The organism is Bradyrhizobium sp. LMG 9283, assembly GCF_045571415.1.
Classification (GTDB): Bacteria; Pseudomonadota; Alphaproteobacteria; order Rhizobiales; family Xanthobacteraceae; genus Bradyrhizobium.
Window position 1 is genome coordinate 506799 of the sequence record NZ_CP120691.1, and the last position, 25881, is coordinate 532679.

The following is a 25881-nucleotide window of genomic DNA, read 5'->3' on the forward strand; positions in this document are numbered from 1 at the left end:
CAGCTGAATAGAGAGCGGCAGAAAAGGGATAAGTCCGATCACCACTAGGGGCGACATATTCGTTTCTCCGCCTCGGTCGGCGAGAGAGTTCATATCACTATCCTCGACTCAAGGGCAGCTTCTGTGAAGGGTTTCGGATGCCGGCCGCATGAGGGACGGCGCCGCGTATTCGGCGGTCGGCGTCCGAAAGCCTCCAAGGAGGAAACCGCGCTTGAGGGAACGTAAGGCGTTGCGGCGGGCGCTATGGGGATTTGAGCGCCGCGGGCGAGCTGGCTGATTTGGATGGAGCCGTTGCAACGAGTTGTGCGACGGTGAAGCGGCTGACGAATGCGCGACGAATGGCATCGAACTCGACAGGTCGCCCGAGGATTTGCGTCGGCAGGCGGATGTCTGAGCGCGCTCCGCCGTGGCCGGTCGAGAGGCGGCGAGCGCGATGAGCTGATTTGCAGGATTGAGACGCGGTCATGAGGTGTCGATCCTGGTGCGGTTCGTTGGAGCTGTCGCCCGATGCCGCGGCGTTGCACCGCGCGCGAACACCTCGATGATGATCATGCGGCCGCCGCAGCATGGACAAGTCGGCTTGCTTTGATCGACGGCGGCAGGCTTGCCTTCAGGTCTTGCAACGGCGAGCAGCTGCCGCGCGCGGGCGATGTTGTCGGCGCAGGAGGTTTTGGCGAACAGGCCGTAGTGGCGGATGCGATGCAAGCCGCGTGGCAGCACGTGGATGAGGAAGCGGCGGATGAACTCGAAGGTCCCGAGCGTCATCTGCTTGTAGCGATCGCGGCCCTCGATGCGGTAGTCCTTCCACCTGAAGGTGACGCCACGCTGGTCGCAGGCAATCAGGCGGCTGTTGGCGATGGCAACACGGTGGGTGTAGCGCGACAGATAGGCCAGCACGGCCTCGGGCCCGCCGAACGGACGCTTGGCGTAGACGACCCACTCGGCTTTGCGCAGCGGCGCCAGGAAGGCTGCGAAGGATTGCACCTCGGCGAGATGAGCGTCATCGCCAAAGAAGGTCAGGCGGCCCGCTTGATGGGCGGCGACGAGCTTCTCCAGGAACAGCCGCCGGAACAGGCGGGAGAGCACGCGCACGGGGAGGAAGAAGCCCGGCCGGCAGGACACCCAGTGCTGGCCGTCGGGCGAGATGCCACCGCCCGGCACGATCATGTGCACGTGGGGATGATGGGTCAGCGCCGAGCCCCAGGTGTGCAGCACCGAGGTGATGCCGATCCTGGCGCCCAGATGCTTGGGGTCGGCGGCGATCGTCAGCATGGTCTCGGCCGAGACCTTGAACAGCAGGTCGTAGAGGACGGCCTTGTTCTGGTAGGCGATGTCGGCGATCGCTCCTGGGAGCGTGAACACCACATGATAGTACGGCACGGGCAACAGCTCGGCCTCGCGGTCGGCAAGCCAGTCCTTCGCGGCGGCGCCCTGGCACTTCGGGCAGTGCCGGTTGCGGCAGGAGTTGTAGGCGATGGTCGTATAGGCGCAGTCCTCACAGCGCGCGACATGGCCGCCGAGGGCTGCCGTGCGGCAGCGCTCGATCGCCGACATCACCTTGAGCTGGTGGAGGCTGACATGGCCGGCATGGGCCTTGCGCCATGCCGGGCCATGGTCGTGGAAGATATCCGCAACCTCCAAAGCCGGGCGCGACACCGCTTTGGCGTCAGCCGGGCGGCCGGATCTCCTTGAGCTTGAGCGCGATGTGCTCCAGCGGGCTCATGACCTCGCTGATCGTCTTGGTAGCGACGCGGGTATACAGCGCCGTGGTGTCGAGCTTGGCATGACCGAGCAGCACCTGGATCACGCGGACATCGATGTTCTGCTCCAAGAGGTGGGTGGCGAAGCTATGCCGCAAGGTGTGCAGCGAGACGCGCTTGTTAATCTCCGCCATTTGCGCAGCGGCATGACAGGCGCGGTTGAGCTGGCGCGTGGTCATCGGCTGGGCCGGATCGCGGCCCGGGAACAGCCAGCCCTGGGGGCGCGCCGCCTTCCACCAGGTCCGCAGCAGGTCGAGCAGGTATGGGGAGAGCATGACGTTACGATCCTTGCCGCCCTTGCCCTGTTCGATGCGGATGATCATGCGCTGGCTGTCGATGTCGGAGACCTTGAGCGAGACCACCTCGGTGGCGCGCAGGCCGGCGCCGTAGGCCACGCTCAAGGCCGCCTTGTACTTCAGCCCCGGCGCAGCATCGAGCAGTCGCGCCACCTCCTCGACGCTGAGCACCACCGGCAGCTTGCGCGGCTCGTGAATGACATGGGTATGCTCGACGATCTCGTGGCGCTTGAGTGTGACCCGAAAGAAGAACCGCAGCGTCGAGACGGTCTGGTTGATGGTCGGCACGCCAACGCCGCTTGCCGTCAGATGTAGCTGATAGCGGCGCACGTCCTCGAAGGTCGCCGTATCCGGTGATCGCCCGAGAAACGCGGCGAAGTTCTTGATTCTTTGCACGTAGTCATGTTGGGTCTTCGGCGCGAGCTTGCGGATTGTCATGTCTTCGATCATGCGCCGGCGCAACGGGCTCATTGCCTCGTCGGTCATGGGGATGCTCCTGTCTTGGGTGAAGGTTGCGAACCCCTCATCTCAAGACAGGACGCCCCGTCGCGCTATCGTCTTGGCTGTGTCGCCAGCCCCGGGGCCCTACCGCGCGAGCGGTTTAGTCCTTTGGCCCATCGCGGCATACTGCGCTGCCGCACGAACTCGGTCGCTATCGGGGAAAAGCGGACATTGCGTTTGCCGCATCACGCCGCCGAGTTTATGGGTACACGAGCTAACTCTGTGCGATGAGAGAGGGGGCTCGCCGGGGCTCAGGGAAGGCGTTCGCGTGCTATGCAAAGTCCGCCGAGGCCGTCACTGTGTCTTTGTTGTCTACATCGCGCATCACGATCTTCAGCGCGACGTCGGATACCTTTCCCGCTTCGACCCGCCTTGATCCTCTCACGGTCCTGGATGGGTTTGCTGAAGTGATGCCCGCGATCGGCGGCAACCGCCACCACCCTTCCCTCTAGCGAGAGGCAGTGCGCCGAGGGCATCAGGCGGCGCGAGCAAGCGAGCGCCGCTTCTGGCGGAGGTAGCGCGTGATCTCGGGAAGCGTCATCGCGTTCAGGACCCGGTCGGCACGGACACCGCTCTTGCGGGCCATCTCGACGCCCCAGTGCATGTGGTCGAGCTCGGGAATGGAATGCGCGTCCGGATTGATGCTCAGCATGCAGCCGAACTCAAGCGCCGCTTGGTGCCAGCGCCAGTCCAGATCGAGCCGCCATGGATGGGCGTTGATCTCGACGGCGACTTCATGCTTCGCGCAGGCCCGCAGCACCTTCTCGACGTCGATGTCGTAGCCGGGCCGCCGCTGAAGCTGCCGCCCGGTCATGTGGCCGATGATTGTCGTGTGAGGATCGGAAATGGCCCGCAGCAGGCGCTGCGTCTGCGCCTTGCGGTCCAGTTTGAACCGGCCGTGGATGCTGGCCACCACGAAGTCGAAGCGCGCAAGCACGCCGTCTGGATAGTCGAGCGAGCCGTCCGCCAGAATGTCGGACTCGATGCCTTTCAGGATCCGGAAATCCTTGCCGAAGCGCTTGTTTAGCCGATCGGCCTCCAGGTGCTGCTGCGCGATCTCCTCCACCGACAGACCTCCGGCATAGTGCGCAGACTTGGAATGGTCGGCGACCCCGAAATATTGGAAGCCGTGCTGGCGTGTCGCCTTCGCCATCGTCTCTAGGGTCTCGGTGCCATCGGAAGCATCCGTGTGGCAGTGCAGGATTCCGCGGAGGTCTTGGTCCGTGACGAGCTTCGGCAGCTTGCCCTTCAGTGCCAGCTCGACTTCTCCGCGCCCCTCCCGGAGCTCGGGATCGATGAAAGGCAAACCAAGCGCGCGATAGATCTCGGCCTCGTCGCCGGCGATGAGGGTCCGCCCCTTGTGCAAGCCATCTGCTTCCAACCGCATCTCTTTCTCGGCGGCCAGCGTTCGGAGCTGCTCGATATGAGCGGCGGAGCCGGTCGCGAACAGAAGCGTGACGCCGAAGTGTTTGCGATCGGACAGCCGAATCTGCAGTCCGTCGGCGGGTGACGGCTTTGGAACCTTCGCGGACTCCGGAGCCTCCGCAACGATCGCGAGGTCGCCGACGAGTTCGCAGCCTCGACGGAAATCGCCGGCAATCGTCACGCGCTTGAGTTCGGGTCGGGCCTTCCGGATGGATTCCTTCGCGTGCGCGAGCAGGGCGGCGGCACGATGCAGGTGGAGGCGGCCTTCTCCGCTCTTGGCGATCGCCAGGTTCTGCAGGATCTTGGTCTGCAGCGCGGCGCCGAGTCCTTTCGCCTTCTTGATGCGGTCGTCCTTGGCGGCGGCCTCCAACTCGGCGAGCGAGGTGACGCCGAGATCGTGGTAGAGCCGGAGCACCTTCTCCGGCCGCAAGCCGGGCACAGCGAGCATCTCGAGTACGCCCTCGGGAATCTCCTTCCGCAACTTTTCGAGGCTCGGATGGCTGCCCGTCTTGTGGAGCTTGGTGATAATGTCGGCGATCGCATCACCGACGCCGGGGATCTCCGTCAGCCGGTCTTCGGCGATGAGCACGTTCAGAGGGACGGCAAGTGCAGCCAGGCTGTCGGCGGCCCTCGAATAGGCCTTCGCCCGATATGGATTGCCGCCTCGCAAGGCTGTGCGCTGCGCGTACTCTCGCAGGAGACTTGCCACACCGCGAGCGTCGAGTGAAGGCATTCAGTCAGCCTCCCGGTCCGCGCTTTGCGGGACCGCCGGAGCAAGGCGACCGCCGGAGCGGTCGCTTGGCCGGCGTTCGAGAGAGCTCTCGAGCTTCTGGGCTGCTCGGAAGTCCTCGAGGTGCTGCGCATTGGGGCCGTAGGCAGCCTCGTTCTTGAGGAGATTGTAGATCCGGCCGGCCACCAGCTGCAGATGCTTCATCCTGCCGCGCGGCATCGCTCTCGCTTTGCAGAGCGCGCGAACGGCGTAGGCGCGGAAGTAGTCGAATGCGTCTGACATGATGTCGGTAAACGCCGGCTCGCGTCGGGAGTTCGATCGAGCTCGGCAAAACGGACCGCCCTTCGGTGCCCGTTGCAGCCTTCGATCTCGATATGCCGTGGGATGGCCTGTTGCGCGACGGATGGGCTCCCATCCTCCACGCCCAGTCTTGTGGCCGCTGAGCCGCAGACTATAGCTCACGCGGAACCCGCGATTCCTTGCGGCGTTGCATCGCCATCAGTAGGAGCCGATGGCCGCAGCGAAGGAGACCGCGCGTGGACGCAAGCAGGACCGCGCCCGGGTCGCGAAAGGACAGGACTACGAAGTCCGCTACGAAGCGAAGAAGACCGGCCGCTCGGCATCGGCCGTGAAGAAGGCCGTCAAGAAGGTCGGCAACAGCCGCAAGCGGGTCGAGAAGCGTCTCGGCCGCTAGGCCGCTCAGATCCGCTCGGAGAACCGTGTGAATGCGGTCAGCCTCTGCACGGTTGGCTCGACGTCCTGCATGTAGATCTGGGTCCGCAGGAACGCAATCTCGTCGTCGAGCGCGGTCTCGTCGACGTCTCTGAACCAGGACTTGGGCCTGCCGTCGCTGCCGTCATTCCAACGATAGCCCCGCCGCTTCAGCGAATCCTTGAGCTCGAATGCCGTCTGCTCCGCCCAGACCCGCAGCGTCGGCTTGCGCGCGGTCTCGAGCAGGAGCGCGAGCGCCGGCGCTCCGGTCGTCGGCAGTACGAAGTCCAGGACCTCCAGCAGCGCGTGGCAGTCATCGACGGCGCGGTGCGCTTGGTGGAAGAAGCCGGCGCCGTTCAGCAGATAGCCGAGCTGCGCGCCTGCAAAGCCGTGCGCGCGCCAATCAATCTCGGTGGCGCTGCAGCCCCAGGCCTTGTGCTCGAACACGGGCCAGTAGCGTTCGGCAAACTTCCTGTCGAAAGCGCTGTTATGCGCGATCGTAATGACTGAGCCATCGACGAAGGCCGTGACGGCAGCATCGTCCATCCGGTGACCCGCCACCATCTCGTCGGTGATTCCGGTGAGCGCCGTCACCTCCGGGGAAATCGGCGCACTCGGCTCGTTGAAGGCGGAGAACGTGTCTCTGACGCCGACGATCCGGCCGTCCGCCGCGTAGTCGAACTTGACCATCCCAAGCTCAATGATCTCGTCCTTGGTGTGGTCGAGGCCGGTCGTCTCGGTGTCGAGCAGAATTCCGGTCCTGACCTCCTGCCCTGCGGCCGGGACGTAGGTCGGTCGGGCGATAAGGCGCCGCAGGATCCGGTAGTCGGGCGATCGGGCCAGCGCCTCCGCCATTGCCGCCAGGTCAGTCGTGTCCTGAAACATCTTTGCTCGAGAGGATTGCGGTGGGATCCGGTCAGGTCGGGGCACCGCACAATAGCGGAGGCGCTCACCACGAGGTACCGGAAAAACGAGCGATTCACGGCGATTGACGGCGTTTTCGGCTCATGTCGGTTCGATTGGGCCTTGTACCTTCGTCGCAGCGGGCACCGGCGGAATCCAGCCCACCGGGTACCGTGTAAAACGTTCGCGCATTCGACTCGGGCGCTTCGCGCGGATTCTCGTCACCAAAGTTGCCGCAGCGGCTGCGAGTGAGACCCACGTGAAACCTTCGGCTGCTACACAGCTCAGATCGAACACCAGCGGAGCTTTCTCATGACATCCACTCGACGCACCGAATTCGCGCGACCTTCTCGACTTCATGGAGGAGAAGATCCGCGAAGCGATCGAGAACGAGTCCTCGCGGCACGCCGCGATCGCGGAAGCCGCCGGCGCTGTCGCGCCGCTGCGCGATCGCCTGCGTGAGAACGAGGAAGTCCAGGCGAGTTTCACACTGCTGCTTGATGCCCAGATGTACGATGCGCATGCTGCGCAATGGTGGGTGGATTTCGCCCGCATCGATCGCCCGGAGTTCGAAAAGGTCGCTGCGGTTCTGGTCGGGCCGCAGGGAGCGTTGGAGGCGCTGCGGAAGGTCGTCTCCGCGGCCAACGCGCCGTCGTAGCCTCGCGAACCGCCCTATAGGAACGCGGGTGGCCGGCCTCGGTTGAACGGCATGACCGGAAGAGTTCTCTACGAAAGCGCCAACGGCGATGTCTGGCGGCTCGTCCGCCATCCGCACTCCGGACGCCCGGCGGTTGAGCATCAGCCGAACGCCAGCTCAGGCGGACGGGCGTCCATCACCGAGGTCGGACAATTCCTGCGGGTGGGCGGCAACGGACCCGAACACCAGGCCCTGCTCGCGTTGATCGGGACGCTGATCGACGACTGACGCCTGCCCGGTGGGCCCGCCATGTTCTTTTTCTTTTCCAACCGACTGGGCTGTATCGGCTCGCTGCTGATCTCAGCCCTCGTCACCGTGGTGCTGCTTTTCATGTTGGGAGTGCTGCCTTAGCTTTTCCGGTCGAACCGGCTTCATCGGTCAGCTCCATCCTCCACCTCCGCTCGCCGACTTCTTCCGGCACGCATTGCGGCGCATCATCCGATCCGGCCGCTCTATCCTGATGATCAACATTTCGCCGCGGATTGTGCCCGGAACGGAGGCATCGTGGCCCCGTTGATTTCCGGAGACAACATCCAGGAGGTCAAGATGGCCATGGAAGATCGCGAGACGTTCAGCCTGATCGGCAGCGACAAGGTGGAGGGCACGAACGTGTACGGGGCCGACGGGGAAAAGGTCGGCTACATCGAGCGCGTCATGATCGACAAGATCAGCGGCAAGGTGTCGTACGCGGTGCTCAGCTTCGGCGGTCTGCTCGGCATCGGCGACGATCACTATCCGCTGCCCTGGCAGGCACTGAAGTACGACACCGATCTCGGTGGATACGTCACGGGCATCACCCAGGACCAGCTTCGCGGCGCTCCAAAATACGCCGACGAGAGTGCATGGAATTGGAGCGACCCGGCGAGGGCGCGCTCCGTGAACGCCTACTACGGGGTGCCGGTGGCTTGAGACGCCACGGCACTCACCGGACAACTCACCCGCCGTCGCGCGGGAAGACCGGCCGGGGCGCCGAGGAGACTTGAAAAGTGAGTGATGCCGTTCGTGTTCTGGTCGTGGAGGATGAGGCTCTGATCTGCAGCTTCATCGAAGACGCCTTGTCGGACGGCGGTTTCGAGGCCTGCTCGGTCTCTTCGGGGGAGGCGGCCCTTTCCACCTTTTGCGATGGCAGTGAGGGATGTCGGGCGCTGCTGACGGACGTCAATCTCGGGGACGGCATCAGCGGATGGGAGCTGGCGCGGCGGATCAGGGAAATCACGCCTGGCTTTCCGGTGGTCTACATGACGAGCGCCAGTGCCCCGGATTGGAAATCGCAGGGCGTCGACGGCAGCGTCCTGATCGAGAAGCCCTTTGCGCCGGCGCAATTGGCGGCCGCCGTGTCGCAGCTACTCGCTGCGGGAGTCTAGCCGGGCTGAACCGTTTGCGAGCTTCCGATCGTTCGGCCGAGCCCGCAACGGTGGCTATGTCTTGGCCGTGGATGCGGCCGCGGCGCGAGCCGCTGCGATCGCCATCCAGTCCCGCAACAGTCCCTTGTCCTCTTTGGAAAACGACGCCCGCCGCTTGAGGTCCTCGAACGTGTCATCGGGATGGCATCGCTCGAAATCCTCCTTGATCAGCGACTCGAGGTAGGTTCGATCCTCGGTGCTGCCTGACTCCAAATGCTGGCGCGAATCGGTCCTCATGGTTGTCCCCTCCGCGCACGCAGTCGAAGGCGGCCCGGATGCGGCACAACGGCAAGATCGATCGTTAGTTCACGAACAGATTGGTCCGGATCGACCGGAGGGCTGCTCGGCGATCGTTGCGACGGCGGCCGCCATGAGGGCGGTCGGCCGCTGATTCCGGTGCGGTCACTTCGGCTCCCGTATCCGCCCCTTGCCGCCGCACTTCGTGCAACGGCCCGGAAAGATCTTGCGACCGGGGTTCGGTCTCGCGCGCTGGCTGGTGCCCAGCGCCATTGCAGGCGTCGCACTTGACCTCGGCGAAGGCGCCTTTCGTCATGCCTCGCCCGGGCCGGCGAAGAGTGTCGCCGGCGGCGTGGGGCGTGGCGGCGGCAGCGGCCTGGCGCTTCCGGCAGGTTTGCTCTTGGCGTCGTATCTCTTGGCCAGGTCGAGCAGCCGTCTTCGTGTGAACGGGTCCGCCTTCTCCGCAAGATCGCGCGCCTGCTGCGCGAAGCCGCTGTAGAACTCTTCCATGACGCCACCCCACAACATCACCGAAGCTGGATTTGATTGGGTGGCGCGGTTCGCGTCAAGAGCTCGCTTGTGTCCGCGCCGCGATCGGGAATAGGCAAAAGGGGGGGAGTCAGATGTCGCTGCTGCACCATATCCGGAAGCCGTGCCCTCACTGCGGGCGGCCGATGAAGCTTGTGCCTGACGAGGCGGTCAGAGGCGGGGAGCGCTACGTCTGCCCCGATTGCGACGACGATCCGCTGCACGATCCCGCCGCCCGGAAGTGGGTGGAGGGCCCGCTGCGGCCCTCGGCAAAATAATAGTCCGGAAGAAATCGGCCCGGCCAGCGTCCGCACCTCGCAGGGCCAGGACTGGCAAGCTCGTCGTGGGCGCACCACCTCGTTTGTAGATGGCAAACACGGGGAGGCGCGATGTCCACGGTCGCAAAGCTGCTCGCGCGGAAGCAGGCGCTCCTGGAGCGACTGCAGAGCGATCCTGGGCCGAACGAGCGGGAGGAAATCCAGACGCTGCTCGCCCAGATCGAGACCGCGCTGAATCTGCTCGAGCCGAGAGATGCGGTCGGTCCAAGCGACGAGTGAAGGCGCCGCCCGTCAGAGCGCGCTCAGATCGTCCGGCACCTCGCCGAACTTCCGGATCAGCTTGGCGTCGCCGAATTCGCCGCTAGACGGGTCGCCCGTCCGCGAGAAGGCGACCGCACCGGCGCAACCGGGTTTTCGCGACAGCGCCTCGGCGCGCATGACGGCGGCGTTGGCGCTCAGGCATTCCACCGCCTCGCCGGGCGCGACGCCGTCGTCCGCCATCACGAACGGCAGTGCCACGTAGTAGGTGACGTCCATCGCAGTCACTCCTTGCGTTCGGACCCCGATAAGAACCGACGTTGCAGACCCGGCTTCATCTAGTTGCCTGTCGCTTGCATGTTGCTGTAGCCGGCGAAGGTCATCTCGTTGAGGATTGCGGCCAGGACGGCCTGGGGGGACGCTTCTGCAATGCCGTCGCCGAGGACGACGCGCATCGAGAGCCATTGGCGCCAGTCCACGAACTCTATCGCGAGCAGATTTTCCTGGCCTTCGATCACGCCAGAAACGTCGATATAGCTGGGGCGCGGTTCGCGGCCGCACCAGGTCCACGCGGCAGGCGTATTCGGTCGGAAGCGGCTTCAGCCGGATGATCTCGTTCCAGGCCTCGATGTGCCCGTCCCGGTTGGCGATCTGCCGGGGGCTCTGCCGCTCGAGTTCTTCGATGACCGTAGCGCGCTCGAGGGACGCAAAACGGTCTCCAACTGTCATGTCGTCATCTCCTCGCGATCAGTCGCTTTCGTTGCGGTCGCGCCGACCGGCTTGCCTCCCGCGTGAATATCCTTTTGAGACCGCCGCTCGCAGCTCGTTGGCTTCGGCCTCGAGAAAGTCGATGGCTACCAACAACGCCTTGACCGCCTCCTGGGGGTCTCCGCCGCAGGCTGCGATGGCTTGGTCGGCGGCGAGCTCGAGGTCGCCCTCGGCGGGCACGGCAGGTTCGGACGCGGCGGACATGCCTCCATGTTCTCTATTCGTTCTGCTTGAGTCAATGGGCATCCGTTGGATTCCGCGGGCGCCCAGGGGCCGTGCGGATGAATCTTCGCTCGGAGAGGCTACCTGTCGGAACTGGCGTCTACCGTTCGTCTTGAATCCAAGCCCCAACGGAGTTCTGCGTAACATGGCCCCGCGCGCCAACTGGAAAGGCTTCCTTCGTCTGTCCCTGGTGACGTGCCCCGTGGCGCTCTACCCGGCCACCTCGGAGAGCGAAAAGATCAGCTTCAACCAGCTCAACCGACAGACCGGACACCGCATCAAGTACCTGAAGGTCGATGCGGACACCGGCGACGAGGTCCCGAACGAGGACATCGTGAAGGGTTACGAACTCGACAAGGGCCAGTACATCGAGGTCTCGAAAGAAGAGCTCGAGGAGATCGCGCTGGAGTCGACGCGCACCATCGAGATCGACGAGTTTGTCGACAAGGCGGATATCGACCCGAGGTATCTCATCAGGCCCTACTACCTGCGTCCGGATGGCAAGGTCGGGCACGACGCCTTCGCGGTGATCCGTGAGACCATCCGCGAGATGAACAAGGTAGCGATCGGAAGGGTGGTGCTGACCAACCGCGAGCACATCATTGGGCTCGAGCCGTTGGACAAGGGGCTCGTCGGCACCCTGCTGCGCTACCCCTACGAAGTCCGGAGCGAGCAGGAGTATTTCGAGGACATCCAGCAGGTGAAGCTAACCAAGGACATGCTCGACCTCGCCAAGCACATCGTGAACCAGAAGGCGGGACGGTTCGATCCCGAGAAGTTCGAGGATCACTATGAGAGCGCGCTGGTGGAGCTCATCAACGAGAAGCGCGCCGGCAAACCGATCACGCCGAAGGAGCGGCCCGCGGCGAGAAACGTCGTCGACCTGATGGAGGCGCTGCGGCGGAGCGTCGGCGGCGCTGCGGCTGAGGCTCCGAAGAAGGCGACGAAGAAGCCGCGCAAGGCGGCGGCCGGACAGAAGGAAATGCTGATGCCGATCGCCGGCAAGAAGCCGGCCAAGGAGTCTGCGGCGAAGAAGCCGGCGGCCAGGCCGCAGCGGAAGTCCGCCTGACACAAGATTAGGAGAGCCGCATGGATATGAAAGAAGCCGCGGCGATGACGGAAGCCTCCGGGCTGATCGACGAACAGGGCGGCATCGAGCAAAGTCCCGATGCGCGCCGCCGACCGCTCCAATCGCCTTCGCAGGATGCAGCGATCCGGTGGGCCGATCGGCTGCGCGAGGTGACCGTAAAGGCCCCGTTGCAGTCGCTCTTCGTCGCGTTCCTGTTGGGAATCTGGGTCGCGCGTCGGCGCTAGGAGACCTGAGAGACTGAGGAGCGTCCGCGGCGCTTCGGCTGATGCCTCGGCTCCGAAGAGCGGCCGCAGCGGAGTCCGCGTAGCCATCGCGACGTTCCTTCCGGCGTTCCTACGCCTAATGTCCATCGGGAAAGTCTGGAAACTTTCGCGGTGAAGGTGAGTTGCTACCAGACAATGTCTTGTCGGAGCTTGAGCATGGCCGAGGAAGTGCCGCTGCGAAAGGCGGTAGACACGGCATGGTCCGTCTACAGGGCGACCCACCGCGACGTCGATGCGGCGGACGGCCGTCGCTGCCTCCTCGAGCGCCACCTGCACAGGAAATGGGACTCGCGCGAAAGCGATGCCGAAGAGCTCACATGCCTCGGACTCGCCTACCTCGAACGACTCCCTGAAGACGAATGTTGAGGCGGGTGGAAGGACTGTTGGCGGGTAGCTGCCGATAGCACCAATCCCGATTTGACGCTGCTCGCCATTTCATACCTCTTTTCGGCGGTGATCGTGCTGGCGTTGCGATCGGTCTTCGGGGCGTAGCGGACGGCCCCCATGCGCATCGCCCAACTTGCTCCTTTGGCCGAGAGCGTTCCCCCAAAATTCTACGGCGGCACAGAGCGGGTGGTCGCTTGGCTGGTGGATGAGCTGGTCGAACTGGGTCTTGGTTGTGTGCAAACGCACAGGTCGGGCGCGGCCGTTGCCGCCAATCATTGCAGTCGGCCGATGTCGTCGGCTCGGATCGTCAATGACCGGGCCAAAGGGAGTACCGCGTCGGGGTATTGCGGCTTTGGACGCGCTTTCCGGCCTTCAGGCGGCGCGGATGGCTGCAATCAGGCTTGGTTTGCCGACGATGTTCATCACCCGTGTGAGGTTATAGGCGAGAACATGCAGCGCCATCTCAGCGGCGACATTCCGTAGGCGCTTCATCAGGAAGTGGGTCGCACCCATACGGGCCTTGATCGTGCCGAAGGGATGCTCGACTGTCTCACGTCGCGTCCGCATGGCGCCGGGATTGGAATCGAGCCGTCTCTGGACCTCCTCGACAACATGCTCATGCTGCCAGCGCGTGATCCGGCGCTCCTTGGACGGCGTACATTGGCTCTTGATCGCACAGCCTTGGCATGCCGCCGTCGACCAGTAACGGCGCAGCGCCATTCCATGCTCAATGTTGGTGAAGTGATACGGCAGCAGCTGGCCGGATGGGCAGCGGTAGACATCCTCATCAGGCAGGTAGGCGAAGTCCTGTTTGCCGAACCGGCCCTCCGCCTTGGCGTTCGACGTCATGGGCTTGGGCAAGGTGACGGCAACGCCAGCCTCTTCGCAGGCCAATATCTCCTCTCCGTCGAAGTAACCACGGTCGGCGACCGCCTCGAGTTTGTCCACTTCGAGCACTTCTTTGGCTTGCTTCGACATCCGAGCAAGCTGCCCACGGTCGTTGCCGACGTTTATGACCTCGTGCGTAACAATCAGATGATGTTCAGTGTCGACCGCGACCTGGACATTGTAGCCGACGACACCCGATCCGCGTCCGCTGGTGGCCATCGAACGAGCATCCGGATCGGTGAGCGATATCTGTTGATCCGGCGTGTTGCGCATCTGCGCATCAAGCACTTCCAGCCGGCTCATCTCCTGTTTCAACCGAGCAATCTTTTCCTTGATCCTCGTCGTCTTGATGCTGATCGCTTCCGATGGCTCCTGCCGATCGGCGCTATCGAGTTGACGCAGATATCGACCGACGCTTTCCTCGATTTGCGCCATCCGCCTCGCCATCTTGGCATGCGTAAAGTTGCGGTCGCGGTTGTTCACCGCCTTGAACTTGCTGCCGTCGATTGCGATGCTTGGGGTCTGCAACAGGCCCATTTGCCGGCATAGCGCAACGAACTTCGCGCAAACCTTCCGGATCGCCGCGCCATTGTCCTTCCGGAAATCGGCGATCGTCTTGTGATCGGGAGCCAGGCGGCCGATCAGCCACATCACCTCGACATTGCGGCACGCCTCACGTTCCAGGCGGCGACTGGATTGCACCCGATTGAGATAGCCGTAGATGTAAAGCTTCAGAAGGACTGCCGGATGATAGGAGGGCCGGCCCGTCTCCTTGGCGATCACACGCTCAAATCCCAGTCCATGTAGGTCGAGCGCCTCGACGAACACATCGATCACATGGACTGCATTGTCCTCGCTTACCCAGTCCTCCAGACATTCCGGCAAGAGCGTTAGCTGAGACCTATCCGCGCCCTCAACAAAACGTCCCATCCGTATCCCCCATCAGGAAACGGAGGAATCGTAGCCGACTCGCGACTTTTCACACAGCCAGGGTCATGACGTGACGCTCTTTGCGACCGGGGATTCCCGGACGCGCGGCAAGCTTCATCCGGTGTGGCCTCGCGCGCTGCGCCTCGGACGAAAGGGTGTCGACCCGAATGCCGCGTGTACCCTCCTGCTGGAAGCGATTGCGAGACGTGCAGCCGACTTCGACGTGATTCATTGCCACGTTGACTGGCTGCCCCTTCCGCTGCTCAGCCGACTGGGAGTCCCGTTCCTCACGACGGTGCACGGGCGGCTCGACCTGGCAGGACTGCCCAGCGTGGTTCGCCAATTTCCAGACGCCGGCTTCGTCTCGATTTCCGACCACCAGCGCCGGCCCCTTCCGGAGGCGAATTGGTGCGCCACGATCCAGCACGGGCTGCCCGTCGACCTGTTTCGGCCGTCGTACGGACCAGGATCGTACCTGGCGTTTCTAGGGCGCCTCGCGGCGGAGAAGGGACCGGAAGACGCCATCCGCATCGCCCGCGCCGCCGGAAAGCCGCTGCGCATCGCCGCGAAGATCCCGCGTGCCGAAACCGCCTACTTCAAGAAGCGCCTGGAGCCTCATATCGACGGCGAGAAGGTGCAGCTCGTCGGCGAGGTCGACGAAGCGAGGAAACAGCCGTTCCTCGCGGAGGCCGCGGCCCTGCTGTTTCCAATCGATTGGCCGGAGCCCTTTGGCCTGGTGATGATCGAGGCGATGGCGTGCGGGACGCCCGTGATCGCTTATCGCTCGGGCTCCGTGCCGGAAGTGGTCGACGACGGCGTGACCGGATTCATCGTGGACAGCGAGGAGGAGGCCGTCAGCGCGGTGAGCGAAGTGGCTCGACTCGATCGAAGGCTTGTGCGCGCGCGGTTCGAGGAGCGCTTCTCCGCGCACCGTATGGGGCGGGAATACCAAGGTCTGTACCGGAAGCTGATCGCCGCCGCCGGGGGCGTCGAGCGCGAGCAGGATCTGCAACCGTCGTCGCCATGAAGGGAAGCGGGGACAGATTGGAACCAACCGGTTCGTCGGGCGTCGAATCCATGCCCCCGGACCCCCAAAAGCCCCGCCGGGGGAAAACCTAACCCCTAGGTTGGCGGTCCGAATGCGCAACATAGCGCAAGGACCGTTTGCGCCCGAAGGAGGGAGCAATGAGCAATCGCACATCGGACCGGAGGACGCCGACCGCTGCCGAACGGGAAGCGCGAAAGGTGTTTCGCGACACGAGCGCGAAGGCGCCGGTCTCCGAGCATGAACGCGACCAACAGGCATTCCATGCAAACCGGGAGCGCCTGAAGGCGGAGCGGATCGCGCGAGAGGCTGCAGCGGAACAGAAGCCGAAGACCTGATTGGCTTAAAGGTCGGACGGTTAGCGCCAGCGGGCTCCCCGTTAGATGGAGGAGGATTGCGACCTCCGCCTCCCTTCACCGGGATGAAAAGCGGATGCCACCTCAATTCCGCCCCTGCGGGAGCGAGTGCTCGAGGAAGAAGCGCAGCATTTCTCTCGTTGCATCCGGCCCGTCCGGATCGGTGTAGGAGCCGGCGGGGCTGCCCCCCGACCATGCGTGTCCGGCTCCGTGGATTTCCCAGTGTTCGAGGATTCCGCGCCCGCCGGCGTCGGTGTGGACCGTGCGAGTGTAGGCATGTCCTCCAGGTACCCGCCCGCGATGCACCTTGGCCTTCGTGCGGGATCCGCCGATCGACTGTCGGACGATCCGATCGCCGTTTTTGGAATGCACGGTGGTGTCGCGATCGCCGTGAAAGACGATTGTCGGCACGGGCGGGCCGTCGCTCGGCGCTGCCTCAAGTCCGCCACCTTGCTTCATGGCCATCAGCGCGGAGGGAAGGTCGCTGGCTGCTCCGCAGGCCAGTCCGGAATGAACGCCGATCGCCGCGTACAGATCGCCGTACGTCGATCCCATGACGGCCGCGGCCGCGGCCCCGGCGGACAGTCCGGCGACGTAGACGCGTTCCGGATCGACCGAATGGTCGTGCATGATCTGGCGGGTGATGCCGGCGATGAGCGAGGGCTCGCCTCCGCCGCGCTGTTGGTCGGCCGGACGAAACCAATTCCAGCATTTCGCCTGGTTCGCTTCGGCCCGCTGCGCGGGATAGGCCACGAAGCAGGTCTGTTGTTCGGCGATGAAGTTCATCCGCGTGCCGGCGGCGAAATCCTCCGGCGACTGCGTGCAGCCGTGGAGCATGATCACCAGCGGAATGGCCTGGCCATGATAGCCGCTCGGGATGAAGAGCCGGTAGGCGCGGCTTCCCGCGGCGTTTGCGTAGACGCCTTCGACGAACCTGGCGCCGTCCGGCACGATGTCCGCCATGGGAGGCGGCGCACGCCTCAGGGCTCCTCCCAGTCCGAGCCCGTGGAGTTTTTTGGCGATATCCACTGCCGGCTGGGCCGCCCGACGCGGACGCCTCGTCTCGGCGGCGTTCGCCTTGGCGTCGATGGTTGGCGGCTCTCGTCCTGCAGCAAGGGCGGCGTGGTCGACCGTCGGTGCGGTAGCGCCGCGCTCTTTCCCGCCCCGAAGCATGCGCTGAAGTAGCGCGGTGGCCTCGACGAGTTGGCCCGAGCGTGTGAGGCGTGTGGCTTCGCGAATGATATCCTGGTTCAACATGACCTTACCTCGTCCTGTCGGCGAGAGCGGACTTGACCGCCGGACTGGCATGCAGGGCCCCCAGCACAGAGACCGATGCAATCGTCGCGCGGGCCAGCTCGGGCGTGACGTCCTGCGCGATGGTGGCGAGACCCAGAACATTGATGTGCAGCATCTCGCCCGCCCGCCGCGCCGCCTCGAGATCCTCGCGGCTGTAGTTTCGCAAGCCCAGGTCCAAGCTCTTTCGCGCCGTGGATTGCTTGACCACGTCGGCATGGCGTTCGAGCTGGTTGCGGATCGCGGTCCGGATGAAATCCGTGCGGTTCGAGTAGAAGCCTTCCTGCACCATCAAATCGACCTGACCGAGATCGACAAAACCAAGATTGATCGTGATTTTTTCCGAGTCGGAGGGCTTTGGTCGGATTTCGTGAACGCTGCTTGGCATCCCATTACCATCCTAATGGCATCTAACTGGATGGTGGGCAGCCTCGGGCGTCAAGGGAGTGCCCACACGCGATCGCGGCAGGGGGCGGGATGATCCAGAGCGTTTTGGCGTAAGCGTCTGCCGGCGGCCGACTCCGTGAGGACGGCCGGACGGGCGAAGCCGTCTAGTCGGACTCCGTCGGGCACTCAGGGCAGGTGTCGCCGATCGATTCCAGGACATCGCGGGCCTCGGCTACGGCCTCGGCATGGGGGATGCCCGGCGGCGCATCCCGACGTGCGATGTCGAGGGCGCGCTCGCGCGCGTGCGGGTCGGCGCGGTCCTGCATCCAGCCGTGCTCCTCGCATTCGCGGATGGCACCCGCCTCCTGCAGCACGGCTATGGCCCGGCCGCGCAACGTGCGGACCGCCGGCCGTCGTTCCTTCGTCATCAGCATCGAGATCGCTCCTGCCGGACGAATCCTTCCGCCCAGTTGTCCGTTCCGGGCGGTTAGCACGGGTCAGGGATTCGCAATCGGCAGAGCTGGGTGTTGTCCCCGTGTTCCCGCCGCGCTGTGCACAACACCAGGGGCGCAGCGCTCGCCCCAGGGAGCCGGCTCCCCGCGCAGTTCGAACGGCATTGCTATTCAGAACGCGTGGGGTGTATTTGCTGGCGCGGTACCTCTAAGTCGCAGGAGAGGTGCATGGGCAACTGGCTCGTTGTTCCCAAAGGGACAAGCTTGCGAGGCGGAGCCGAGCGCGCCGGGCGGCACAATACGTTCGAATGTCGAGGGAGCTTCACGATCGTTTGGAATCAACTCGGTCCAAATTTGGCGCGACAGCAGCTCTTGATTGCGTTGGTGGGCCCGGCAGGACTCGAACCTGCAACCAGACCGTTATGAGCGGTTCGGTAGCGCTCTCTGAAAAACCAATTGTGTTTGCTTTTTCACCCAAAAATGCAAATCGCTCCCGTTTGTTTGCTTTCGAGCATTTTCATTCCAATTTGCTTCGGACCATGCCGATGCTCTTGGAGGCGTTCGCTCGTTCTCATGACTTCCTGTACTCATAAATTTGTCGCGTCCGTAACCGCTCGGGTGAGAAGATGAGACAGTCGACAATTGCGACGGAAGTCAGGTAAGGGCGTTGGGGTGTCGCAATGTCGGGCGAATCGCTGCGGTGTCGATCACAAGAAACAACCACTACGTCCCGCAATGGTATCAAGAGGGGTTCTTTGAGCCTGGGTGCTCGTCGCTTGCCTACGTCGACACGACACCTGATCGGAAGGTCCTAGCGGACGGCCGCGTGATTATTCAAAGGGGCGCGTGGGACAGTACGCCGACCTCATTGGCATTTCGCCAGAAGGACTTATATTCAACCTTCTTCGGAACGTCCGTCAATGACGAAATTGAGCGCCGATTATTCGGCGATGTCGACGCCAGGGGCTCGCAAGCAGTTCGCGCCTTCATAGGCACGGACATTGGCGAATGGCACGACCATTTCCAAGACTTCTTCGAGTTTCTCGATATCCAGAAAATCCGTACACCGAAGGGCTTAGACTGGCTCAAGGCCCAATATCCCAATCTCACGCAGAACGAACTGATGTTCGAGATGCAGGGCATCCGCATGCTGCACTGTGCGATCTGGGTCGGAGGCGTGCGCGAGATTGTCTCTGCCGAAGACTCCGACGTGAAGTTCATTACTAGCGACCATCCCGTAACGATCTACAATCACGCGGTCCCTCCCACGGATAGCGCGTGCGCGTACCCACTTGATCCCGGAATAGCGCTGCGGGGTTCGCAGACGCTTTACCCGATGGATCGCGACCACTGTTTGATCCTCACGAATCTGGAGTACGCGAAGGACCCGAGCACTGACCCGCTCCAGAAGAGGACCTTTGCGCGCAACTACCGGCAGTCCATAACCAAGATCGACTCGTTGATCCGCGAGCGGAGGCTTACCGCGCAGGAAGTTGCGGAAATCAATTTCATCGTCAAAATGCGCGCGCGCCGCTATATCGGCGGCGGGCGCAAGGAATGGCTATATCCGGAAAGAACCGTGACGCGCTCGTGGAGCGAGCTCCGGAAGACGCTGATGCCGTCGGAGCTCGGCCTGCACCACTTCGGCGGCGAGATATTCGTCAAGTACGAGAGCGGCGAAGTCCACTACCAGGACGAGTTCGGCAGGACCGAGAAGCAGCGGGAATTCTTGATGAAGAGGCCGCCGGACAACCCGCTGCGGCCGGGCGACTACTGCGGATGCGGGCGCGGGAGATCGTTCAAAGAGTGCTGCCAGTCCAAACCGGAGGCGCTGCGCCCGGCCTGGAACGAGAAGAGCATCCGCGAGCGCAACCTGATGCTCCAGAACGCGATCGTGAACGTGCTAGAGCTCCAGTCCGGGAAGGACTGGGTGCAGATTCGCCGCGAGCTAACTGACGAGAAGATCAGCAGGATTTACAGTCTCTATGAAGGGCTGTGGCCGCTCGAGACCGATCTGCTTGCGTTGCTGCCCAAGCCTGACGGCGAGCCTCGCGCCGTCTACACTGGATCCATCCACCCGTCATCAATCGCGGACTTCGCCTTGGCGGCTCCTCTGTACTTCGGCGAGCTGATCTTGGCGCACCCGTTCGTCCACCCCGGAATAATAAGAAAGGAGATGAGCCCGACCGCCAACCCAAAGTCGTATCGGCAGGAGTTCCTGAAGACGATTTTGTTTTTCTTGAACGTCATGCCGCTCGTCGATCTCGGCTTAATCAACCTCATACCGGATCCTTGCGACTTCGACTTCAATCTTCGCCAGCAGATGATGAGCATGGCACGGGCTCGAGCTCCGCGGTTCGACCCGAAAGAGGACCCCCGCCTGCTAAAGACGACAGAAGAGGACAACCGGCGCGGCATTATGCTGATGCCGCCTGACGCTATGCGCAGGCAGCTTCGTAAGCTCAAGCCGGATCTCAGGGAGGATGAGGTCGAGGCGGTCATGCGAGCAAGCGTGCGGATGCGCGAGGATGATCCCCTGTCCGTCCTCCAGGAAGGCTCATTGGAAGGCGGAAAAGACGGCGGGCAGATGAGTATGTTCAAGCTCGCGCCGAACTTCGAGATGACGATGTATTTGGCCCAGGCGACTGGAGCCTGCATCGTCACGGATAGTCCGTTCCGCTGGAGAGAAGTCCAGGGCGCGATCCGGCGGCGTTATAAGGCCGCGACGCCCGGTCTTGCACCGCTCGTGACCGGTATCGAGCGCTCGAAATTCGCTTTCCCGCAGAGCGCGACAGACGTTGTGGCCGCTGCCTTGAGCAAGACCGGCGCGGGCTACCCGGATTTGCTTCGAGACCTGTTTAAATACCTTTCCAATCTTGAAGAGCGCGGGGCGAAACCCAATCGCGAGGCGCAGTTGGTCAGCCGGTTCGCCAAAACGCATGCTGCGGCGCAGCTCGGATTCAAAAAGGCGGGCGTGCCCGTGAGGGAGGGGCGCATCTCGTGCGTCTTCCCCCCGGGCGGCATGCAGGACAACACCGTCAATCGCCTTCTTCTGATGTCGAGCTCGGAGAGGCATATATCGAACGTTCCGATGGCCTTCTTCATCGAACCTGCTGATGCACCCCTGCGATAGTATAGTGCCCGACTAGGACTTGGGGACAGCAGCTTCGGCGTCTGCCTTCTGCTTCAAAATCTGCGCGGTCACAGTAGCGAGCCACTGTGCCATTCCCTCCAGCTCCTGCACCAGCCCAGGCAAAACAGGACCATCGAGCACGGCAATGAGCATGACGTCTTCCACTGACTGCTCGCCCGTTTGCTTTTTATAGTCGGCTTCACTTTCGCGATGAAAAGAAACGCGTCATCGTCGGGAAATCGCATCATCCCAAAATGAGCGACCAAATTCCGCAGCGACCGAAGTTCGGCCATCCTTTTCAATGCGAACATGTTAGCCTCAGGCCAGGGCAGCACGGTCTGCGCGAGTTGTTCTACCCTGCCCAAAGGCAGATCCTTGATCCGCCCTTTGGTAAGCAAATCTGCATCAGCCCAAGATTCGACTAACCGCCGCAGGTTGATTTCGATGAAGCTGTAAAGATTGATCAGTCTCCCGACGACGGCGTGATCCTCGACTGTGAGTTTTGGCCATTTGCTAAAAACTTCCGTCGGGTGCGTATTATAAAACACGTCGCGCAGATACACGCCACGTTCCGTTTCACTGTTTGGCGGTAGAGCCACGATCCTCTCCGTCTTGGTTGACCCATGCTAGCCCCGTCGCCAACACTCTCGAGTTGTTGACGGCCCCCCTTGTCTTACAGGTTGTGGCTGGGGCAAGATACGCCCGGGTATAGGGGAAATCATGGACGGCTACCAGTTTATCGCAGCGATTTTCCAGTCGTTGGTCTCGTTGGCGTGGCCAGCTGCTTTTGTTATAGCGGTGGCACTCTTTCGCGACCGGCTTTCCCAGCTCCTCCCCTTATTGCGGCTGAAGCATAAAGATACGGAGGTCTCTTTCCGTCTCGAACAAGCGGAGCAAGAAGTGAAGGCGCTTCCGGCTCCGCCCGCTGCACCGGCGTTGAACCCAACCCCAGAAGAGCTGAGCCGCTTTGAAACCGTAGCCGAGCATTCGCCCCGCGCCGCGATCCTTGAGAAGCGAGCCGACCTCGAACAAGCTGTACGCACGATTGCGGAGCAACGTGTGATGGAGACGGCTGCAAAGCCGTCTCGGCTAACCTTTCTCTCTTCGGTCCGTCTATTGCGAAACAGCGGCTTCTTGGACGAAAAGACTTCCGCACTTTTGGACGATCTGCGCGTGGTTGGAAATCGCGCCGCTCACGGTACCGGGGAGATCACCAAAGAAGAAGCGCTCCGCTTTGGGAAGCTGGCGGACAGCATCATCAAGTATCTGGAGGTATTAAGTTAGGTCCTCATCTGAGCCCCCGTCCTTGATCGGAGGCTCCCTGCTTCCGCTATCTTTGCCCGAGCCGCACCCGCATGTAGAATCTGTTCACACAGAGCGGGGCGCGAGCCGCCAGAGCTAACTCAATCCAATATCGCTCTCGACTTGCCTTACGATCTTGCTCGGAGTCGTATTGAGCGCGTGGGCCAATCGAAAGAGCATCACGAGGGTTGGGGACTTAAGTCCGCGCTCGATCTGGCTCACATATGTCCGGTGAATTTTTGCGCGCTCAGCCAGCTCCTCTTGGGAGAGCTCGGCAGCCTGTCTCAAGTTAGCAATGATTTTTCCGAAGGGCGCATTCGGTTTCTTCACGCCCTCATAGTCTTGCCTCGAAGACTAAAGAGCTACAGACTATAGTATTCAAGTCAATTCCCGCGAGTGAGAACCTGCAATGGATGACAAGACGGCGAGGATCTCTCGCGACGCCCCTTTGAGATTGGACGTCGCTCTGAAGTTGGCCTTTCCCGCCGGGAAATTAACGGTGAAGGGACTGCGAAAGGAAATTGAGAAAGGGCGCTTAGAGGTCGAACTGATTGCCAACAAGCACTTCACGACCCTTGCTGCGATCGAGCGGATGCGCGAGCTGTGCAAGTTCCTCCGAAGAACTCTCGGACCGGTGAGGTTTGTTCTCGACGTGATGTCTTACCGGACCGCGAAGGTCACGAGGGGGAGTCCGACTTGGAACGACTCATAAGGAGAAGGCGAGAAAAGAGCGCCGCAATACGGCGAGAGAAAAGAGAGCAAAAGAGAAAAAATACTACCTAAACGAGCTGTGCATTTCATGAACAAAAGCTGTGCCCCAAACTGTGCCCCAAATTCTCAAGGAAATAAAACCTCCTGTAAGCCATTGATTTTGTTGGTGGGCCCGGAGGGACTCGAACCCCCAACCAGACCGTTATGAGCGTCCGGCTCTAACCATTGAGCTACAGGCCCGCGCCCGGTGGGGAGTTCGTGTAGAGTAGCGATCACCGAGACGCAATCTAGGAAGACGCGTTGCATCGACCGCTCTGCAACGTACATGCAACACGCGGCTCCTAACTCGTTGATTTATCGACCTCCAATACGGTTTCCTAAACCGTAGGTCGGAAGTTCGAGTCTTCCCGGGATCGCCAGTCATTCCCACGCAAGAAACCCAATAAATATAAATATCGGCATTTCCTCGACGTACGCGGTCCGTTCTAAAGCCTATTTGGCCGTCTCAGGGCCGGCTCCGTATGCTCCGTGCAGTACGTGGAATTACAAGGGGTTATCTGGGACGACGTCTGCTCCATGCAACACGGATGATGCAACACGAAGCTGTTGGCATGTTCGTCCTTCGTCCTGTCACTGCTGCGCGGCAAAGAGCCGGATTTCTCGCGCCAGCAGCAAGGGAGCTCGAGGTGGTCCGCACCTTGAGGGCGAGCTGCAGCTTTCATGTCGCACTGCTTGATGGTGTCACCGGCTCCGGCAAGACCGACGTCATCGCGCGGTTTCCCGATGTCTCTACAGTTGCCATGAACCATTTTTGACGCGATTCGCAGGCTATGCGGATCGCGCAACAGCCATGCGAAGCTCGCCAAACCGCTGCCCGGTGTCTTCCGGACTTATCTGAAGCCGGCCGTTGCCGAGCTGATCCGGCATTGCCACCACGATCTTCGGAGCGAGGCTTCGACGAGGGTTCGATTCCCTTCGCCCGCTCCAATCGATTTTTGAGAATTAACAGCAACTTGCGCGTAGCGAGGGCCTCGCGTCCGGCTTTCAGCACCCTTCACTCTACAACACTTCTACAACATCCCCATTGGTTTCGATTCAGTCGGGGGTCCTATAGCGGCGGGCTTGGTGGGCGCCGCCCGATTTGCAAACGAAGTGTTCGTCCACTGTCGTGCGGACGATGTAGTCGAGCGGATTACCCGGCACACTTCGGTAAACGTCTTGAGCGATGGAGCGACATCCGCCGGATCATCTGCGGCGAAACTGTGCGCTTGCCGGCATTCGACGAAGGCCCGAAGTGGGGGACACACGATCGGTGTAGAACAGGCGTCGGCCGCAAGCTCATCCGCAGAACTTTCCCTGTCGGGCTAGGAACGGGTCTCGTCGTCGACGTCGATAGTTTCGCTTCTCTGGTCGAGAGAAGGCATGAGCGAACGGCTGCTATGACCGTCGAAATTGCGACGATTGCGGCAATTGGACCGTACGACGTGAATTTGCCGAGCCACCGTTGCGAGCCGTGCAGCTTCGTCTCCGGAAGAGAAAGCCCCTCCGGTTTGCCTTACCCTTCACAATTTCAAACAGCCACGACCGATCCTTCCACGACGGACCGCCGGGCAGCGGCCGCCCGCCGCGCCGGCCCCGAATTTACACAGATGTGATCCGAGCGGGGGCGAGCCCGCCGCAACTCAGTCCCGCTCCCGGCTTTGTCCGCCGAACTCTATCCGGCAACCGCAATTTCGGGTAGAGTGCCGTCATTGCTTTTGGCGGGTGGGGGCCAGGGTGGCGGAGAAAATTTCAGATCCGGCTTATGTCGTTTGCCGATTTATTCAGCACTACGGGGAGGTCTGGGACCGGTACTTCCCGAACTCCGTTAGGAAAGCGCATTGGCAAATCTGCTCCATCGTGCGGCTGCATGAGGATGGTCTGCTGTTTTCGCGCATGCGCGGACGCCTCGACGCGGTCTACGGGCTCGACGAAGAGACGAGCATTCTCAGGATCAACGAGCTGGTGCAGGACGGCTTGATCGAAACCGACGAGCCCAGCATCCGTTCTTCGACCTGCCTATCGCCCACCAAGAAGCTGTCCGAGCTGTTCGATGCGCACGTCGTCGATACGGTGGCGCTGCTGTACGCCGCAGCTCGGGAGATCGAGCCAACCTTTCCCTCTCAGCTGCCGGCGGCGCCCGCTGCGAGCGCCAACCGCATCTTCTTTGAGTTTTTCGAGGGCTTCCTTGATGCCTGGGATCGGCATCGTCTTGAGTTCCTGCGTGAGCAGATCGCAAACTCGCCGGCACGGCGGCACAAGGCGCTACTGGCACTCAAGACCTATGCTTACTGGCATATCTTCATGACGTCGTGGCTGCACCAGCACCCCCAGAGCAAGCCAAAGAAAGTTTACCTCCTGGTCGACGATTTCCATCCGGCGATCTATCAGCACGTCGGCGTGAGCGTGAAGGCGACGACGGGCTATATTCAGGACATGATCGATTGGGGATTCCTGCGCCGTCTCAGCAAGGAAGACGGCGTTCCGCGCGGCAAGTTTGCCGTGCGGATGGACGGGAAGGTTTTTGAGGGCTTCCGCAACGCTTTTTCCTCCACGTCCGAGTTGGTCGTCGAGGCCGGGCGCAATCTCCTGAAGACCTACAGCGCGGCGCTTGAGACCACCGCGCCGGACGCGGATAATGTATTGAAATTCAGAGTCTCCCGTTAGAACGTTTCCGGAACTTCGGCGGAGGTGGCGCCACGAATCCTGCCGATCTCGGACCCGCTCGGCGCGGCGCCTTTCCGGTGCGAAGCTCCCACGCAGGGGCGTCCACACTCAACGGCGCCCGAGAGGCGACGGCATTCGCAACAACTTGGTAAACGAATCCTTCCGCCGGACGGCGCCGCATACTCTCCATTGCGGGAGGTCGGGCCATCGGTAGCCTGCGC

At 62.3% G+C, this 25881-nt stretch carries 31 protein-coding genes, 2 tRNA genes and 2 pseudogenes; 18 read left to right on the forward strand and 17 right to left on the reverse strand.

Features of this window, described 5'->3' with window-relative positions:
• Positions 1-462 precede the first annotated feature (462 nt).
• From P6U29_RS02310 to P6U29_RS02325, 4 genes are all read right to left on the reverse strand, one after another.
• Positions 463-1656: an IS91 family transposase gene (locus P6U29_RS02310; protein ID WP_407112508.1), complete on the reverse strand. Its 1194-nt coding sequence runs from the start codon at positions 1654-1656 to the stop codon at positions 463-465.
• Positions 1657-1666: 10 nt separating this feature from the next.
• Positions 1667-2542, reverse strand: coding sequence for a tyrosine-type recombinase/integrase (locus P6U29_RS02315; RefSeq protein WP_407112507.1), 876 nt, complete (start codon positions 2540-2542; stop codon positions 1667-1669).
• Between the two features lie 490 nt (positions 2543-3032).
• Positions 3033-4715, reverse strand: coding sequence for a helix-hairpin-helix domain-containing protein (locus P6U29_RS02320; RefSeq protein ID WP_407116148.1), 1683 nt, complete (start codon positions 4713-4715; stop codon positions 3033-3035).
• On the reverse strand, positions 4716-4994 hold the full coding sequence (locus tag P6U29_RS02325; protein ID WP_407116149.1) for a hypothetical protein: 279 nt from the start codon (positions 4992-4994) through the stop codon (positions 4716-4718).
• Positions 4995-5223: 229 nt separating this feature from the next.
• Here P6U29_RS02325 and P6U29_RS02330 point away from each other — a divergent pair, with 229 nt between their 5' ends.
• The gene (locus tag P6U29_RS02330) at positions 5224-5406 is read left to right on the forward strand and encodes a DUF3606 domain-containing protein (RefSeq protein ID WP_407116150.1); all 183 of its coding nucleotides are present in this window, start codon (positions 5224-5226) and stop codon (positions 5404-5406) included.
• Between the two features lie 5 nt (positions 5407-5411).
• Here the strand turns inward: P6U29_RS02330 and P6U29_RS02335 are convergent, their stop codons facing one another.
• Positions 5412-6308 (reverse strand): 3'-5' exonuclease, encoded by an 897-nt coding sequence (locus tag P6U29_RS02335; protein WP_407116151.1) that lies wholly within the window; start codon positions 6306-6308, stop codon positions 5412-5414.
• A gap of 376 nt (positions 6309-6684) precedes the next feature.
• Between P6U29_RS02335 and P6U29_RS02340 the strand changes: the two genes are divergently transcribed.
• From P6U29_RS02340 to P6U29_RS02355, 4 genes are all read left to right on the forward strand, one after another.
• Complete coding sequence (locus P6U29_RS02340) at positions 6685-6984, forward strand: hypothetical protein (protein WP_407116152.1); 300 nt, start codon at positions 6685-6687, stop codon at positions 6982-6984.
• A 51-nt stretch (positions 6985-7035) separates the two neighbouring features.
• Positions 7036-7251: a hypothetical protein gene (locus P6U29_RS02345; protein ID WP_407119580.1), complete on the forward strand. Its 216-nt coding sequence runs from the start codon at positions 7036-7038 to the stop codon at positions 7249-7251.
• A gap of 318 nt (positions 7252-7569) precedes the next feature.
• A complete protein-coding gene (locus tag P6U29_RS02350) occupies positions 7570-7932 on the forward strand; it encodes a PRC-barrel domain-containing protein (RefSeq protein WP_407116153.1) in 363 nt (120 codons plus the stop codon).
• Between the two features lie 77 nt (positions 7933-8009).
• Entirely contained in the window at positions 8010-8387 is a 378-nt protein-coding gene (locus P6U29_RS02355) for a response regulator (RefSeq protein ID WP_407116154.1), read from the forward strand.
• 54 nt (positions 8388-8441) lie between these two features.
• Here P6U29_RS02355 and P6U29_RS02360 read toward each other — a convergent pair whose 3' ends face one another.
• Together P6U29_RS02360 and P6U29_RS02365 are read right to left on the reverse strand one after the other, a co-directional pair.
• A complete protein-coding gene (locus P6U29_RS02360) occupies positions 8442-8663 on the reverse strand; it encodes a hypothetical protein (protein ID WP_407116155.1) in 222 nt (73 codons plus the stop codon).
• A 312-nt stretch (positions 8664-8975) separates the two neighbouring features.
• Positions 8976-9173 (reverse strand): hypothetical protein, encoded by a 198-nt coding sequence (locus P6U29_RS02365; RefSeq protein ID WP_407116156.1) that lies wholly within the window; start codon positions 9171-9173, stop codon positions 8976-8978.
• A gap of 407 nt (positions 9174-9580) precedes the next feature.
• On the opposite strand from P6U29_RS02365, the gene P6U29_RS02370 reads away from it, so the two are divergent.
• Positions 9581-9748: a hypothetical protein gene (locus P6U29_RS02370; RefSeq protein WP_407116157.1), complete on the forward strand. Its 168-nt coding sequence runs from the start codon at positions 9581-9583 to the stop codon at positions 9746-9748.
• Between the two features lie 12 nt (positions 9749-9760).
• Here P6U29_RS02370 and P6U29_RS02375 read toward each other — a convergent pair whose 3' ends face one another.
• The 3 genes from P6U29_RS02375 to P6U29_RS02385 form a co-directional block, all read right to left on the reverse strand.
• Positions 9761-10006 (reverse strand): hypothetical protein, encoded by a 246-nt coding sequence (locus P6U29_RS02375; protein WP_407116158.1) that lies wholly within the window; start codon positions 10004-10006, stop codon positions 9761-9763.
• A gap of 59 nt (positions 10007-10065) precedes the next feature.
• Positions 10066-10245 carry a DUF6557 family protein gene (locus tag P6U29_RS02380; RefSeq protein WP_407116159.1) on the reverse strand — a complete coding sequence of 60 codons (180 nt, stop codon included), beginning with the start codon at positions 10243-10245 and terminating at the stop codon, positions 10066-10068.
• Between the two features lie 229 nt (positions 10246-10474).
• Entirely contained in the window at positions 10475-10699 is a 225-nt protein-coding gene (locus P6U29_RS02385; RefSeq protein ID WP_407116160.1) for a hypothetical protein, read from the reverse strand.
• Positions 10700-10862: 163 nt separating this feature from the next.
• Between P6U29_RS02385 and P6U29_RS02390 the strand changes: the two genes are divergently transcribed.
• The 4 genes and pseudogenes from P6U29_RS02390 to P6U29_RS02405 form a co-directional block, all read left to right on the forward strand.
• Positions 10863-11786, forward strand: a complete 924-nt coding sequence (locus tag P6U29_RS02390; RefSeq protein WP_407116161.1) for a Ku protein — start codon at positions 10863-10865, stop codon at positions 11784-11786.
• A 20-nt stretch (positions 11787-11806) separates the two neighbouring features.
• On the forward strand, positions 11807-12031 hold the full coding sequence (locus P6U29_RS02395) for a hypothetical protein (RefSeq protein WP_407116162.1): 225 nt from the start codon (positions 11807-11809) through the stop codon (positions 12029-12031).
• 195 nt (positions 12032-12226) lie between these two features.
• Positions 12227-12436, forward strand: coding sequence for a hypothetical protein (locus P6U29_RS02400; RefSeq protein WP_407116163.1), 210 nt, complete (start codon positions 12227-12229; stop codon positions 12434-12436).
• A 138-nt stretch (positions 12437-12574) separates the two neighbouring features.
• Positions 12575-12682, forward strand: a pseudogene (locus P6U29_RS02405) (glycosyltransferase family 4 protein); the annotation flags it as partial.
• A 147-nt stretch (positions 12683-12829) separates the two neighbouring features.
• Here P6U29_RS02405 and P6U29_RS02410 read toward each other — a convergent pair.
• Positions 12830-14275, reverse strand: a complete 1446-nt coding sequence (locus P6U29_RS02410) for an IS1182 family transposase (protein WP_407112541.1) — start codon at positions 14273-14275, stop codon at positions 12830-12832.
• A 61-nt stretch (positions 14276-14336) separates the two neighbouring features.
• Between P6U29_RS02410 and P6U29_RS02415 the strand changes: the two are divergent.
• Together P6U29_RS02415 and P6U29_RS02420 are read left to right on the forward strand one after the other, a co-directional pair.
• Positions 14337-15302, forward strand: a pseudogene (locus tag P6U29_RS02415) (glycosyltransferase family 4 protein); the annotation flags it as partial.
• A gap of 158 nt (positions 15303-15460) precedes the next feature.
• Positions 15461-15658, forward strand: coding sequence for a hypothetical protein (locus P6U29_RS02420; protein ID WP_407116164.1), 198 nt, complete (start codon positions 15461-15463; stop codon positions 15656-15658).
• Between the two features lie 102 nt (positions 15659-15760).
• Here the strand turns inward: P6U29_RS02420 and P6U29_RS02425 are convergent, their stop codons facing one another.
• The 3 genes from P6U29_RS02425 to P6U29_RS02435 all read right to left on the reverse strand — a co-directional run bounded on the left by P6U29_RS02425 (position 15761) and on the right by P6U29_RS02435 (position 17790).
• Positions 15761-16933 carry an alpha/beta hydrolase family esterase gene (locus P6U29_RS02425; protein ID WP_407116165.1) on the reverse strand — a complete coding sequence of 391 codons (1173 nt, stop codon included), beginning with the start codon at positions 16931-16933 and terminating at the stop codon, positions 15761-15763.
• A gap of 4 nt (positions 16934-16937) precedes the next feature.
• A complete protein-coding gene (locus tag P6U29_RS02430; protein WP_407116166.1) occupies positions 16938-17357 on the reverse strand; it encodes a CopG family transcriptional regulator in 420 nt (139 codons plus the stop codon).
• Between the two features lie 163 nt (positions 17358-17520).
• Entirely contained in the window at positions 17521-17790 is a 270-nt protein-coding gene (locus P6U29_RS02435; RefSeq protein ID WP_407116167.1) for a hypothetical protein, read from the reverse strand.
• Between the two features lie 718 nt (positions 17791-18508).
• On the opposite strand from P6U29_RS02435, the gene P6U29_RS02440 reads away from it, so the two are divergent.
• Positions 18509-20941: a hypothetical protein gene (locus P6U29_RS02440; RefSeq protein ID WP_407116168.1), complete on the forward strand. Its 2433-nt coding sequence runs from the start codon at positions 18509-18511 to the stop codon at positions 20939-20941.
• A gap of 68 nt (positions 20942-21009) precedes the next feature.
• Here P6U29_RS02440 and P6U29_RS02445 read toward each other — a convergent pair whose 3' ends face one another.
• Positions 21010-21540, reverse strand: coding sequence for a hypothetical protein (locus P6U29_RS02445; protein ID WP_407116169.1), 531 nt, complete (start codon positions 21538-21540; stop codon positions 21010-21012).
• Positions 21541-21661: 121 nt separating this feature from the next.
• On the opposite strand from P6U29_RS02445, the gene P6U29_RS02450 reads away from it, so the two are divergent.
• Positions 21662-22225 (forward strand): DUF4145 domain-containing protein, encoded by a 564-nt coding sequence (locus P6U29_RS02450; RefSeq protein WP_407116170.1) that lies wholly within the window; start codon positions 21662-21664, stop codon positions 22223-22225.
• 114 nt (positions 22226-22339) lie between these two features.
• Here P6U29_RS02450 and P6U29_RS02455 read toward each other — a convergent pair whose 3' ends face one another.
• Complete coding sequence (locus P6U29_RS02455) at positions 22340-22573, reverse strand: helix-turn-helix domain-containing protein (RefSeq protein ID WP_407116171.1); 234 nt, start codon at positions 22571-22573, stop codon at positions 22340-22342.
• Between the two features lie 79 nt (positions 22574-22652).
• Between P6U29_RS02455 and P6U29_RS02460 the strand changes: the two genes are divergently transcribed.
• On the forward strand, positions 22653-22955 hold the full coding sequence (locus tag P6U29_RS02460) for a hypothetical protein (protein WP_407116172.1): 303 nt from the start codon (positions 22653-22655) through the stop codon (positions 22953-22955).
• A gap of 163 nt (positions 22956-23118) precedes the next feature.
• Here P6U29_RS02460 and P6U29_RS02465 read toward each other — a convergent pair.
• A tRNA-Ile gene (locus P6U29_RS02465) sits at positions 23119-23194 on the reverse strand.
• Positions 23195-23286: 92 nt separating this feature from the next.
• On the opposite strand from P6U29_RS02465, the gene P6U29_RS02470 reads away from it, so the two are divergent.
• The 3 genes from P6U29_RS02470 to P6U29_RS02480 all read left to right on the forward strand — a co-directional run bounded on the left by P6U29_RS02470 (position 23287) and on the right by P6U29_RS02480 (position 25660).
• Positions 23287-23373 (forward strand) — tRNA-OTHER (locus tag P6U29_RS02470).
• A 267-nt stretch (positions 23374-23640) separates the two neighbouring features.
• Positions 23641-23769 (forward strand): hypothetical protein, encoded by a 129-nt coding sequence (locus P6U29_RS02475; protein ID WP_407116173.1) that lies wholly within the window; start codon positions 23641-23643, stop codon positions 23767-23769.
• A gap of 961 nt (positions 23770-24730) precedes the next feature.
• The gene (locus P6U29_RS02480) at positions 24731-25660 is read left to right on the forward strand and encodes a hypothetical protein (protein WP_407116174.1); all 930 of its coding nucleotides are present in this window, start codon (positions 24731-24733) and stop codon (positions 25658-25660) included.
• Positions 25661-25881: the final 221 nt, after the last annotated feature.